Here is a 13942-nt window from a genome sequence, read left to right as displayed (position 1 = left end):
CCCGCCCTGACAGAAGGACGGACGAGATGAAGAGAACGAGGGTTTCAGAAGAGCAGATCATTGGTGTGCTGAAGGAGGCAGAGGCTAGCGCGAAGACCGCTCAACCGGCCCGGTGGTACGGGGTGTCAGAAGCGACGATCTACAATTGGAAGTCGAAGTATGGCGGGCTCGATGTGTCGGAGGCTCGCCGGCTTAAGGAGCTGGAAAGCGAGAACGCGAAGCTGAAGCGTCTGCTGGCCGATGCGATGCTCGACCAGGCAGCGCTGAAGTATCTCTTTGCAAAAAAGTTTTGACGCCCGCCGCCAAGCGGGAAGCTGTCGCTCATCTCCAGACCTGTCACGGGATGAGCGAACGGCGGGCGTGCCGTGTCATCGGTGCCGATTGCAAGAGCGTGCGTTACCGTTCCACGCGGGATGATGACGCAGGTCTGCGTGAGAAGCTGCGCGAGTTGGCCAACCAGCGTCGCCGGTTCGGCTATCGGCGTTTACATATCCTGCTGCGCCGGGAGGGGATCATGATCAACCGGAAGAAGACCCAGCGGCTCTACAGGGAGGAAGGCTTGGCAGTGAGGCGACCACGAAGCCGCAGGCGCGCTTTCGGCACGAGGGCACCTGCTCCGGTTCTGGCTCTGCCGAACCACCTGGACTTCGTCCATGATTATATGGCCTCTGGCAGACGGTTCCGGGTGCTCAACGTGGTCGATGACGTAACGAGGGAGTGCGTAGCCGCGGTGCCGGACACCTCGATCTCTGGGCACCGTGTAGTGCGTGAGCTGACCCGGCTGATCGCTCAGCGAGGCAAGCCGGGGATGATCGTCAGCGACAATGGGACGGAGCTCACCAGCAATGCCGTGCTGGCATGGTGCGGCGAGATCGCCTTGAGTGGCATTACATAGCGCAAGGCAGGCCGATGCAGAATGGCTATGTCGAGAGCTTCAAAGGTCGCATGCGGGACGAACTGCTCAAAGAGACGCTGTTCTTGAGCGTGGCCCATGCCCGGGTCGAGATCGCCGCCTGGGTGGATGATTACAACCGGGAGCGACCGCACTCATCGCTTGGCTACGCAACACCGGCGGCGTTCGCCGCCGAACTGGATAAGCAATGGCCTGCTTCGCTACGCCCTACGGGCTCCGCTACGCAGCCCATTGCTTCAGCAGCGCTTATGCGCAAAACAACCGCCCGGCTCTAATCCCAGCTGGGGGAATGCTGGGTGTCACGTCACATCGTCTCTGCTACCTAATCTGTGACTCTACCTCTGAATGGTAACAATCGGGGGAGCATGTCTTGAGCGTTAGAGTTTTGGCATTCTTCAGAGCATCTGCTTGACCCTGCACCAGTCGTCGTTCACTTACCGCTACAGCCATTTCGCTGGGATAAGAAAAACAGTGGCATTCGGGGTTCTGCATCATTTGTTGGCCGTTTCGGCTTTTACTTTCGCTTGCGACAAGCGTGGCCCCTTGTGCTGTTCTTGCAGGCAAGAGCTATGAACGCTCGCCTACGGAAATCCTCCCGGGTGGAGAAAGCTCTTTCAAGGCTGGGAGGGTTTTGCTGGGATCGACCTTGGAAGGTGCTCGGCGGTTGGCTCATTGCCACCATCGCAGCGGGCCTATTTGTGGGGGCCTATTCTGACAATCTGGTCAGCGGTTCTGGCAGCATTGCGGGTAGCCAATCTGCGCGCGTTGATGCCGAACTCATCAGCTCGTTTGGTATAAGAGACAGTCAGACGCTGATCCTGACATATGACAATCCCGAACTGAATGCTGACGAGAATGCCCGCAGCGAATTCGTCGCGTGCATTGAGGACAAATTGTCCGAGATCCCGGCGGTTGAGACGGTGCTGCTTGCCTCTGACCTTGTCGAGACACCTCGTGATGACAAGGGCCACGCGTTGATTATCGCGCTTGATACGAAGGACGCTCTTGCAGCTGAGCAACAGGTTCCTGTGATCCGCGATGCGATTGGTGCCATGTTGGTGGATCAGCCGGAAGTTGAATGGGCGGTAACCGGGCGAAGTGCCATTGGGTATGACCTTGCCGTCTTCAGCAACGAAGACAGCATGAAGTCTGAGCTTCGGGCCTTGCCCCTTGCCTTGATTGTTTTGCTGTTTGCTTTTGGGGCTGTACTTTCTGCCTTACTCCCGATCATCCTTGCGGTTGCCGCACGCACTATCGCCTTCGCCAGTGTTGTAGCCTTTGCCGGTCTTTTCGAAATTTCAACAGTTTCACAGGCGATTGTGACGATGCTCGCGATCGCTCTGGGGATCGATTATTCGCTCTTTGTCTATCATCGATACCGGCAAATCCTTGGCGATACAGGGGGGATTACCCCGGGCGAGATTGATCGCCAGCGACGCGATGCGCTGATCGATGCGATGGGACAATCGGGCATTGTTGTCCTCTACAGCGGGGTTGCGGTCGCAATCGGCATGACATCGCTTGTGATCACTCCCATGATGGAAATGCGCTCGATCGGTCTTGGGGGCTTGGCCGCTGTCCTGATCAGTGTTGCCGTCGCACTGACCATGCTGCCAGCCATGTTGTCGCTTATCGGAGCAAAAGCTCTCGATTGGCCCAATCTGGCGAAGTCTGGTCGCGGCTATGCTGCAACTTCAAAACATTGGTGCAAATGGGGCCGGATAGTCGTGACCTATCCTTGGATCGCAATTGCGAGCAGCTTTGCTCTTATCTTGTTGATGGCGTTACCCTCGATTTTCACACAGTCAGGATTTCCGGACGACGAGTTTTTCCCCTCTGAGCTTGAATCAATACGGGGCGCCAACATGCTCGGGGACATGGAGATCAAGGGCTTTAGCGCGCCTGTATTCGTGGTGATTTCACGCGAAGATGACAGCAAAGTCATCACATCACAAAGTGCCCCGAAATTGCGCGATTTGAAGGCTGCGATCGAGGGCGATCCGCGCGTTGCAGAAGTATCTACACCGCGGTTGTCGACCCGTCCTTCTCTCATGCCGATCCCGGTTTCCCGCGTCCAAAACCTTGTTAGCGAAAGCGGAAACAAAATCCTGTTTCGCGTGACACCTCAATCTGACACCAGTCTTTTTGCGCTTCGCGGTCTCGCGCGCGACATACCCACTTGGATCGAGCTTGAGGGGGTCACGATCGAGACAGGGGGGCAAGCCCAGTTCCTGAATGACTTCGACGATGGCGTGACCGCGAGCTACTTGCCGGTCATCTTGGTGGTGCTAGTTGCAACGGGTCTTGCGCTCGTCTTGATGCTCGGTGCGCCACTGGCTTCTATTAAGGCGCTCATTCTCAACCTTCTGTCAGTCGCAGCAGGCTATGGGATGGTCGTTTTCGTCTTCCAGCTGGGTTACGGCGCTACGCTTTTTGGAGTGCCGGGCCCCACCGGACTGATCCCAAGCTCTGTACCGGTAGTCATCTTCGCCGTTCTTTTTGGCCTTAGTATGGACTACGAAATTTTTCTCATAAGCCGGATGAAGGAGATATATCTCAGCTCCGGAGACAATGAGGGGAGCATTGTCGAAGCGCTGGGCGACACCGGATCGGTCATCAGCAGTGCTGCGCTCATCATGGCTTTGGTTTTTGGCGCATTTGCCTTCTCTCAGATTGTAATCGTGCAGATGGTCGGCTTGGGTCTTGCAACTGCTATTCTGGTTGATGCGCTCTTGATCCGAGCGGTGCTTGGCCCGGCACTAATGATGGTTGCAGGTAAGTGGAACTGGTGGCCACTGATCCCAGAACGGACAAGCGCAATCCACTAGCGCAAAAACGAGCATTTGCAGGAGATTGGTGGATGGTGATGGCCCGATATCGCGTATCGGCCTCCCGTCTTGTGCTTTGTCATGCACATTCTGACAAATTCTCTGCGATCTCTTTGACGGCGCCTTGTTCATCTAATTTCGCAAGATTTCTATCGTCTTTGAGCGTGTTCCAGATTAACATTGATTGCCGGAACAGGGCGCATGATTTTTCCTTCTTGCCCAATACTTTCATCGCAGTGCCATAGGTGAAAAGACTGTTTGCGTAGTCCCTCAAGAACCCGGGATTGTCGGGTTCCCTTTCATGCGCCTCCCTTTTTTGATCGAGAACCTCTTGACCCAACGAGATGGCTTCGGACGCTTGCCCTAAATGGGCAAGGGTCATGACCATTTCCCCTTGGACGATTTCAAGTATGCGCATGCTGTTGCGATCTTCAGCGTCGTCCTGAAGCAGCTGATTAAGAATTCTTTCGGCGCGACGCATGTCGCGCAAGGTTTCGACATCGTTCTCAAATCCCATGTATATTTGGGCGCGTGCGTAAAATGCGGCAGCCAAGCTTCGGCGAATTTCATAATTCTCGGGAGCAGTATGCAAGATATCTTCGTAAATCGTGATACCTTTATTCATTATCGGGACTGCTGTTTGATACTCAGGAGATTCAGTCGGGAACTCCCAACTAATAAGAGCTGCAAGTTCTACATTTATCGTGGCATTTAGGCGCTGCGCAGCTTGATCATCTGGCGTCTGGGTAACTAATGCGTCAATCTGATCGCTCAAATTAACCAACGCGGCATATCCTTCAGCACCTCGATCGAGCCACAGGAGCGGTTTGGCCGCTTGCAAGCTGGCGGCAATTTGGCGAATGTAATCTTGCTGATCGCCCCGCCGCTTTTGAATTAATCGACCATAAAGGCTTTCCGCTTGCTCGGCATATCTTATCGTAGCTTCGTGATCGTCCTCGGCAATGAATGCAAAAATTGAGAGTGCATAAGCCGTTTCCGCAAGAGCCCGGGTAACCTGAGCATTCTCGGGATAGCGTTCGTTCAAGTCCGACAACCGATTGTAGGCTTCTCGCAGCAGGACACCCGCCTCAACGCGCCGACCGAGGTTCGCGCCTTCTGGATTGCCCATCACATCCGACAGCCTCTTGTAACTTTGGGCGATTTCAACTTGCAACGAGATGCTTGCTCTTGGATCGTCTGCTAGTGCATCAAGGAACGTCCTGGATCTGTCCGCGATCTGAGAACGGACATTTGTCGTCCCCGGAATTTCGGCAAGTTGATCGTAAAGATCAAAGAGCTGAAAATTGGCCAGTTCGCGCACTTCGGAGAAGCGTCGGTCTGCATCGGCCAAGGCCGTCTCTGCCCTCTGATATTGGATCAGCGTAATCACAAACGCTGCGAAAAGTCCCAATGCCGCAGCAAACGCCGTCGCACTGCCCACCTTATTGCGCGACGCGAATTTGCGGATCCGGTACCAAGATGAATGCGGCACTGCCCGAACAGGGTACCCATGGGCCAGATTTTCGACATCATTTCGCAGTTCATCGACCGTGGCGTATCTGGCCTCGGGTTTGTCACTGGTGGCTTTAGCTATGATGGCTTTGGCATCGCTGTTGTCAGGACACCGAACAAGCAACGCTTCGAGCAGTTTGCCTAGCGAATATACATCGGACAAAGTGTTTGCCGCAGCGCCCTTTGAACGCTCCGGTGCGGCGAAGCCCGGCGTGAAACTCAGACTCGCCAGCGAATTCGTGCCAATCGACGAAATTTCATCAGTGTCGAAAACCTTCGCGATTCCGAAGTCGATTAGCTTCACCTGACCAGTCTTTTCGACCAGCACATTTGACGGAGTGATATCGCGATGGATGATTAGGTTCTGGTGGGCGTGGGCGACCGCTTCGCAGGTGTAGCCGAACAGGTTTAAACGTTTTTCGAAGGGCAAACTTTGCTCGTCTGCCCATTTCGTAATGGGCAAACCATCAATGTATTCCATGACGATGTAAGGGGCGCCATCATCGAGCGTTCCGCCATCGAAAAGACGCGCAATGTTGGGATGTGATAACTTGGCGAGAGTCTGCCGTTCGTCTAGGAACCGGTCTATCAGCTTGTCTGACATAACGCCGGGCCTGATCACCTTTACCGCAACATCGTGATCGAAATCGCCGCTGGCGCGTTCTCCGCGGTAGACAGTCCCCATGCCGCCATGGCCAACAACGCCTGTCATCCGATATGCTCCGATTCGGTCCGGCATAGCGGTATCATCCAATGTATCGTGAAACGCACCGCCCGTGTTAAACCTGCGTCCTGCCGATTTGTCGTGAGTCAGATAAGAAAGGGCCTTGCTCCTAAGCTCGAGGTCGCTCCCAGCTTGTTCCATGATCCATTCTTCACGATTGTCGGACGGCTGATCGAGCGCAGCTTCGAAAAGAGCCAACGCCTCTCTTTCAAGTTTCTCGCTTTTTCTGGTCATTCCAGCACCCCAATTGCAGTCGTCGATACTACTCCATGTTCTTAGGAGCGCAATTTCGGCCAGAAATGGTCCTTGACCAACCCGAATCTCCAAAAGTCTTGCAAAGTTTCATATTATGAAACAAAAAATCGCGGGGGGTCTTGTGGCCGATATCGACGTTCATACTCAGGAGACATTGCTTGCTGCGTGGCGCGCTGGTGATTCTGGCGCGCGCGACGCATTGTTTGACTTGCTCTATGTCGAACTTCGCAAAATCTCCGCCAATTTGCTTCGTTCAGAGGGCGATATCTCGCTGACGGCGGGAGATTTGGTCAATGAAGCGGTGATGCGCGTAATCGGGACGCAAAAGCTCTCTTTGAATGACAAGGCGCATTTTCTCTCGCTGGCAGCTCTGACCATGCGACGGGTGTTGACCGACCGCGCGCGAAAAAACAACGCAGCCAAGCGGCACCACTATGCTGTTACTCTTGCCACAGAGATGGTCGATGTTCCCGATCAGGTCGATAGCTGGCAATTGGACGATGCGTTGCAAAGGCTTGCCGCTATTGATGCTGACCGCGCGAAAATTGTCGAGATGCGTTATTATGGCGGCATGACGATTGAGCAGATTGCCGCAGCTACCGGCCAGTCAGAATCCACTGTCAAGCGCGGTTGGCGCGTATCGCGTGCGTGGTTGCTTGAAGCATTAGGCTAGCCCGGCATTTTCCCAAGCTCCTACAACCAATAGAGTCTGGGGTCAGGACCCATTAACCGCGCGATTGAGGCGTTGGAATGACGAACGGATCGGGCGAAGAACGCATCCGATCCCGGTTTCTGATCCCTTTATCTGTGTTCCCTGAAGACATGGTCAAAACAAGAAAATTGCGCCCCCTGACCCGGTTTGTCTGAAAGTTGCGCTTCAACAAACAAGGTCCATTCAAAAAGGGGAAATCCGAATGTCGAAATCAGCCATCAATAAACGGTCCAAGCATGGCGGCTTGGCATCGACAAAGTACAAGCTTTCGATCTCGTCGCTCGCGTTGATGGCCATGTGGAGCACACCTGCATTTGCGCAACAAACGGTGCCCGGTGTTGATCCAGAATGCCCGATCGTCAACGGTGAGGCGATCTGTGAGGGCGATCTGGCTGGTGGCGTTAACTCTCAGCCTGGCGACCCAGAATTTGATCGTTTAATCGTACAAAACGCAGATGCTCCCATCGCCCCTCCCGGAATTTTCGGGATCGGAGTTTCGCGAAATACAGGAGATATTGACGTTGAGGTGGCGGCAGGCGTCACAATAAACACATTCGACGATGTCGCCATTCCGTCGCCCGCTCAAGGCATCATTCTGTTCACCGGAACCGGCAATGTCACTTTGGTAACCGGCGCGACTGTAACCACCGACGGCATGGGGGAAGCCGCCGCTGCGGTAGAGCTCGACGTTGTATCTGGCGACGGTAATTTGAGTTTGACCAATACCGGTGACGTATCCGTCACGACGTCCAGCCAGTTTTCAAACGCTCTGTTGGTGCGCCAGTTCGCGGGCTCAGGTGATATCACCATAGAAAACAGCGGCGCGTTGTCGGCAACCTCTACGAGCAGTGGAGAGCGGGACTTTCCCGTTGCTGGCATCTTGGCTCAGTCGTCGCAGGGCGGCGGAGCCATATCGGTCACCAATTCCGGTGCGATTACGGTGACTACCAATACAGGTAACTTCGACACCGATTTCGCAGGCATTGCAGGCGGTATCGTCACGAACGCTTTTGGCGAGGTTTCGGATACGGACATCAATAACAGCGGTGATATTGCGCTTGTTGGGCCCGAGGTTTTTGGCATTGTTGCCGCAACGTTCAACAACGCCGCGGCCGGGATTTCGACAATTGACATCGTCAACAGCGGAGCGATTTCCGGGACGGAAATCGGCGGGCGCGGCATCAATGCGCAAGGTTTTGCCAACGGGGTCGATATCAATGTCGAAAACAGCGGCGACATCTCTCTTGGCGGCGACTTCAACCTCGGGATTTTCGTAACCGGTACCGCGCTTGATGCAACCGATCCGCAAACGACCGAATTCAATCTGAGCGTCACCAACACCGGTGCCATCAATCTGACCGGGTTCAATCAGAATGCGATCTTTGTCGCGAATGAGGGGGCAACCGGGGATGTCACGGTTAATAACAGCGGAGATATTACCGCGAGTGGAGACGTTTTGCGCGGTATTGGCCTTTCCAGCAATATCGGTGTGCCAGGCGGCGAGTATCTGTTCACGCTTGTCAATGAAGGCGACATCACGCTGGACGGTGCGCAAGCCCAAGGCATTACCGTTTTTTCTACGGCGGATGACAGCGCCGGAGCGATTATCACCAACAGCGGCAATCTCGATTTGTCCAACACCACAAATGCAGGGTCGGCAGGGCTTCGCGTTACCTTCGATTTCGTTGACGCCAATGCAAATGGCGCGACTGGAGGCAGCAGCGTAGCTATTGTCAACAGCGGGAATATCACGATGGGTACGGGATCCGCGATCACCGTCGCCGCCAATCCAAACAGCGCCAATCCTGTCAGTATTGAGAACACCGGGGCATTGATCACTACCGGCGCAAACTCCCATGGAATTAATGTAACTGGCGCCACCACGGGTAATCTTGAGCTTGATGCGGATATCACGACGGCTGGCGCGGGATCCAATGCGGTGCGCTTCATCGCAGGGCCAGGCCAATCAGCCACCAGCTTTTTCGGAGTTACAGGGGCGACTTTTGCGACCAGCGGGGCAGACTCCGATGCGATCCTGCTCGATCTCGGCCCGGCAGCAGTCACCATTGATATTGAAAACAGCACTATCACGACCGCCGGGGATAATTCCGATGTCCTGTTCCTTGGCTCATTGAGCGGGACCAATAACCCCACCGTCACTGACACTCAGGCAATTGTCCGTAACTCCGCATTGTCCACTGCGGGTGCAGACAGCCACATCATCAATATCGATTTTATCGACGATACATCCATCGCTAATGTCTTTATCGGCCAGAGCACACTTTCGACGGCGGGCGCTGGATCAACTGCGATCATCCTCGACAGCCTGACATCAACAGATGTCGGGACAAACTCGGGTACGCTCGTGATTGAAGATACTTCGATCAGTTCCACCGGAGAAAATGCGGGCGGAATCCAGCTGGGTAATATCGGACCCAGCAGCGTGCTCACGATCGAGCTGAACGACGTCGATATTATTACGCAGGGCAGCAACGGATTCGGCCTGTCGATTGGAAATATGGGCAACGGCAGTGCCCGCGATATCGATTTGACCGAGTCCCGGATCGTAACAGCCGGTGCGAACAGCGACGGCATTTCTGTCGGCACTCTGGGATCCAATACGGCTCAATCGATTGGCCTGTTCTCGGCGGAAGTCACCGTGGACGGGATTGGATCGTCAGCAATTGAAGTCGGCACGGTTGGCGGGAATTCCGTCCATCAGGTCTTTCTAAGTGGCTCGACTCTTACCACGCGCGGGGCGAGCGATGCGACAGCTGTCAGGATTGGCGGTGCAACCGGGCTTGGGGGGCGCGGTTTGGTTGTCCTCGATGACAGCCGTATCGCAGCCAGCGGCGCGGCGTCGCACGGGCTGGAAATCGAAAACGTAACAGCAGGCACTGATTCCATGCTCGTCAGCCTGAGGAACAATGCGCAGATCGAGGCAAGCGGTGCGGGATCGAACGGACTTTTGATCGGCTCGCTGGGTGAAACAGCCGATGGCGTAAGCGCGGCTCAGGTTGCGATTGATCTTCGTGCAGGCACGCGGATCGCGACGGGAGACGGCGCTGCGATTGCAGAGCGGGCGGGGTCAACCATCGAGACCACGCTGACAATCGCAGGGACTTTGACTTCGACAAGTGGTTTGGCAGCCGACTTGCAGGGGGGCGACGACACGGTAATTTTCACCAGCACATCAGATGTTTCTGGAATCATTGATCTGGGTTCCGGCAATGACACCATTTTGTTGAACGCGCTCTCCAGCAGCATTCAGGCCGACGGCGGTGATGATGTTGACAGTGCGGTGTTCGAAACCGCAGCGGGCTCTTCCGAGATGCTCAACCTGAATGATTTTGCGTTCACCAATGTCGAAACTTTTGAACAACGTGGCACGGGCATTTTGACAATTGGCGCCGATGGGTCAGTTTTCAGCGATTACAGGGTAGTGAATGGCCAAACCTTTGCGAATGCGAATTTGGCGAACGTCGATTTCCTAGTCGAGGCTAGTGCGCGATTGGGGGGCAATGGAACAATCGGCAATTTGTCGGTTCTTGGCGGCACTCTTGCGCCCGGTAACAGCATTGGTTCACTTACCACTGGCAATCTGCTTCTCGACGCTGCTTCCACGTTTGAAGTCGAAGTGAATGAAAACGGCACAAATGACACACTTCGAGTGGTGGGAACGGTTAATCTCCAAAACGGAACTCTGTCTGTCCTCGACATGGCAGGTGGAAATTTCGCAGGGAACGATCCGTTCAATTTCATCATTATTGATAACGATTTGTCAGACGCAGTGAACGGCACTTTTGGCACGATTACCAATGAACTCGCGTTCCTTACGCCGACGATTTCTTATGTTGCAGGGGACGGAAACGATGTGCAACTTACTTTGACAGCAAACAACGTAGATCCGGGGCCTGAACCCGATCCTGAGCCGATGCCGCTGTTCCCGACAGCCGCAAATACTTTCAACCAAGCGCAAGCGGCGATGGCGCTTGATGATCTTGATCAGACTGTCGGTAGCGATTCAGCTGCTGCATATATGGCCATCTTGTTCACTACCGGGGATCAGGCCAGACGTGCATTCGATACAAGTTCCGGCGAGATATACTCCTCGGTCATGGCCAGTGCTGCGTCTGCTGGATTGGAGCGTTCGCAGCGCTTGCTTGCCAGATCGCATGAAGGTTTTGGCGAAGGCTGGGGCATTTGGGGCAACCTTGGCTTCAATTCCGGGGAGATTGATGCTGATGACAACGCCGCCACCGCCGATCGGAGCACCTTTGGTGGGGATCTGGGCATTGATTATCGCGGGGCTGAAAATGAATGGGCAGCTGGGCTCTCGCTTGGCTGGCGTGATGGCGATCTGGACGTTGATGATCGTGGGTCTGAGGCGAATTATGATGGTTGGAGTTTGGGGGCTTATGCGCGCTATGGCGACAATAATGCCGGTGTTAGCGTGTCGCTAGCAGCCGATTATTCCAGCCTTGATGCCAGCGTTTCACGAACCATCAGCATACCGACCCAGAACCGGTCCGCTACGAGCTCGGTCGACGTGGACAGTTTCGCGTTCTCCGCTGAAGGACGCTTTGGCTTTGCCGTGGGCGATGGAGGACTGGCAGTCGGCCCGTTGGCATCGGTCCACCTTGGGAACTCCGATCTTGGACGCGTGCAAGAAACTGGGGCCGGTGCCTTGAACCTCTCGGGCACGGGCGATGATTATTCCATCTCTCGCTTTGGCGGCGGGCTCTTCGCAAACTGGACGCAAGAAAACCGCTATTTCGACATTGCTGTGCAATATGTTGACGGAACAAGTGAATTTGCAGCTTCCCGGTTCACCCTGGAAGGAGCGCCCGGCACTTCGTTTCAGGTCCGCTCGCCGCTGACCGATGGACAATCGGTTCTACTTACAGTGGCTGGTGGCTTCGAACTCGGCGATGGTTGGTCCCTTGGGGCTGAGGCACGAGGAAACGTCGACACGCAGGACAGCTTCGTGACCGGTTCTGTCTCACTTGGCTGGAGGTTCTGATCAGGCGCATTGCCTGCTCCAGGCGCCCCCTCTTCAACGCTTGATGATGAAATGAGTTGGAGGCTCTTTTGTGGGCGACTAAGCGCACTCTCGATAAAAAGCCCAGCAATTGGGATGAGTTCAAGCAAGTTTCGGTCGTCCGTCCATCGCGGACGACCGTTGTTGTCCATCAGGTGAGAAATGACTTCACAGCGCATATACTGCCTTTAAAAGTCTGTTCAGCAGTTTATGCCATTCGCGCCATGTGAACGGCAAATCCTTCTTGACCCCAACACTTATTGCTCTTGGCGAAAGGCACTTCACCGCGATTGCGGTCCTCGCGTTCGCTGCGTTCATTGTGACCCTTGTTTTTGGGCTCTCATGGTTTGCTATAGACGGTTTGAGCGCAGCGCTGATAGTTCCTGCGTGCATCTTGTCCGGGTTCTTTGTTGGACGCTGGCAAATTTTCGCTGTCGCAACACCCGAGGGGCGAACAGGTCTTGCCGCTGGACAAAGCGACAGCAGCAAAAGCAGTAAGGTTGCGCTAAGCGGGGCAGATGATCTCCATTTGAGCAACGATGTCGAACGTCTTCGTCTGCTGGCAAAACAAGACTCGCTAACGGGCCTAAACAACCGCTCCCATTTTAAGCAGGTGGTTGCCAAATGCATGCAATCAGCTGAGCCAGGGTCCCCGCACTGCCTGCTGTTTATCGACATGGACGGGTTTAAGCAGATCAACGATGCTTTGGGCCACAGTCAGGGCGACAAATTGCTGGTGGCTTGCGCAGACCGGCTCAGGCTGGCGGCGAAGCTCGATTTCCCGGAAGAGAACGGCCAAGAAACAGCGCGGGTCGAAATTGCTCGATTTGGCGGCGATGAGTTCGTTCTGTTCGTCGGCAACGCCGGGTCGGGTAACACGGCACAGCGCCTTGCTAAACGCATCTTGCGCGTTCTGTCAGACCCCTTTCACCTCGGCGTTCAATCCGTGCAGGTGGGGGCTAGCATAGGTGTTGCGTTCGCCCCGGACCATGGCGAAGACTATGATGAGCTTCTGCGCAAGGCTGATGCGGCAATGTATCAGGCCAAGCGTCTCGGTCGAAATCGCTGCGAATTTTATAGCGTAGCGCTGCTCGAAAACGCTCGGCAAGCTGAGCGAGAAGAAAACGAGGTGCGTGAGGCTTTCGCACGGGGGGAACTGGAACTTCACTTCCAGCCTTTGTTCGACGCGCGGACCATGGAGGTCTGCTCTGCTGAGGCCTTGTTAAGATGGCGGCACCCGCGCCGCGGTCTTCTTTTGCCCGGTGACTTTTTCGCAGCCATCGACCGATCCAACATGAGCGCGCAGATCGGTGAGTGGGTCATCAATGAAGCCACCCGCCGTATCGCCGAGCTTGAACGAGCGGGCACACCGTTGATGATTGCGGCGAACGTATCGCCAACACACCTTGAGAACCTCGAGTTTCCCTCTCTCGTACGGTCCTGCATCAACAGGTGGCAATGCTCCGCCAAGTTACTGCAGTTGGAGATCACCGAAGATGCGGCGATGCGCGACCCGGACATGACAGCGCGCAGCCTGGGCAGATTGAACGATGTCGGTGTCAGCGTTGCGATCGATGACTTTGGGACCGGCTATTCCAATCTTGCCAATCTCATAATGCTGCCGATTTCACGGCTCAAGATCGATCGATCCTTGCTGCAAAGCATTGAGGACAAGCCTGAAGCTTACGTGCTTGTTCAGACGATAATCAACCTCTCGAACAGTCTGGGTTTCCATTCGGTCGCAGAGGGTGTGGAAAGCGAAGATCAACAGCGCATCTTACAGTCGATGGGCTGTGACGTTTTGCAGGGGTTCCTGTTCTCCCGAGCAATCTCTTTCGAGAAACTTAAGCTTCTTTGCCGAAATACTGCGCAGCGCAGTGGGCAAAGCCCCGCAATGAATGTGGACCATAAAGGCGAAGATTCCTCCGCCGCAGCCTAATTCAGATTCAAGGATTTC

Annotated in this window: 5 protein-coding genes and 1 pseudogene; 5 read left to right on the top strand and 1 reads right to left on the bottom strand. The window is 54.9% G+C overall.

Going from position 1 to position 13942, the window contains the following annotated elements:
* Positions 1–26 precede the first annotated feature (26 nt).
* Both EH31_RS05315 and EH31_RS05310 read left to right on the top strand, forming a co-directional pair.
* A pseudogene (locus tag EH31_RS05315) lies at positions 27–1188 on the top strand (IS3 family transposase).
* Positions 1189–1482: 294 nt separating this feature from the next.
* Positions 1483–3741 (top strand): MMPL family transporter, encoded by a 2259-nt coding sequence (locus tag EH31_RS05310; protein ID WP_081853230.1) that lies wholly within the window; start codon positions 1483–1485, stop codon positions 3739–3741.
* A gap of 79 nt (positions 3742–3820) precedes the next feature.
* Here the strand turns inward: EH31_RS05310 and EH31_RS05305 are convergent, their stop codons facing one another.
* Positions 3821–6211 carry a serine/threonine protein kinase gene (locus EH31_RS05305; protein WP_034958490.1) on the bottom strand — a complete coding sequence of 797 codons (2391 nt, stop codon included), beginning with the start codon at positions 6209–6211 and terminating at the stop codon, positions 3821–3823.
* A 115-nt stretch (positions 6212–6326) separates the two neighbouring features.
* Here EH31_RS05305 and EH31_RS05300 point away from each other — a divergent pair, with 115 nt between their 5' ends.
* The 3 genes from EH31_RS05300 to EH31_RS05290 all read left to right on the top strand — a co-directional run bounded on the left by EH31_RS05300 (position 6327) and on the right by EH31_RS05290 (position 13924).
* Positions 6327–6905 (top strand): ECF-type sigma factor, encoded by a 579-nt coding sequence (locus tag EH31_RS05300; protein WP_081853229.1) that lies wholly within the window; start codon positions 6327–6329, stop codon positions 6903–6905.
* 241 nt (positions 6906–7146) lie between these two features.
* A complete protein-coding gene (locus EH31_RS05295; protein ID WP_034958489.1) occupies positions 7147–11967 on the top strand; it encodes a beta strand repeat-containing protein in 4821 nt (1606 codons plus the stop codon).
* A 244-nt stretch (positions 11968–12211) separates the two neighbouring features.
* On the top strand, positions 12212–13924 hold the full coding sequence (locus EH31_RS05290; RefSeq protein ID WP_051698956.1) for a putative bifunctional diguanylate cyclase/phosphodiesterase: 1713 nt from the start codon (positions 12212–12214) through the stop codon (positions 13922–13924).
* Positions 13925–13942 lie beyond the last annotated feature (18 nt).

Source organism: Erythrobacter longus, assembly GCF_000715015.1.
In the GTDB taxonomy this organism is placed as follows: Bacteria; Pseudomonadota; Alphaproteobacteria; order Sphingomonadales; family Sphingomonadaceae; genus Erythrobacter; species Erythrobacter longus.
The sequence above is the reverse complement of the archived record's forward strand: the minus strand, read 5'-3'. Positions and strand labels throughout refer to the sequence as shown.

Bases quoted from the DNA above. Each gene is read 5' to 3' on its own strand.
- EH31_RS05310 (WP_081853230.1), top strand. From the start codon at position 1,483: ATGAACGCTCGCCTACGGAAATCCTCCCGGGTGGAGAAAGCTCTTTCA.
- EH31_RS05305 (WP_034958490.1), bottom strand. From the start codon at position 6,211: ATGACCAGAAAAAGCGAGAAACTTGAAAGAGAGGCGTTGGCTCTTTTC.
- EH31_RS05300 (WP_081853229.1), top strand. From the start codon at position 6,327: ATGAAACAAAAAATCGCGGGGGGTCTTGTGGCCGATATCGACGTTCAT.
- EH31_RS05295 (WP_034958489.1), top strand. From the start codon at position 7,147: ATGTCGAAATCAGCCATCAATAAACGGTCCAAGCATGGCGGCTTGGCA.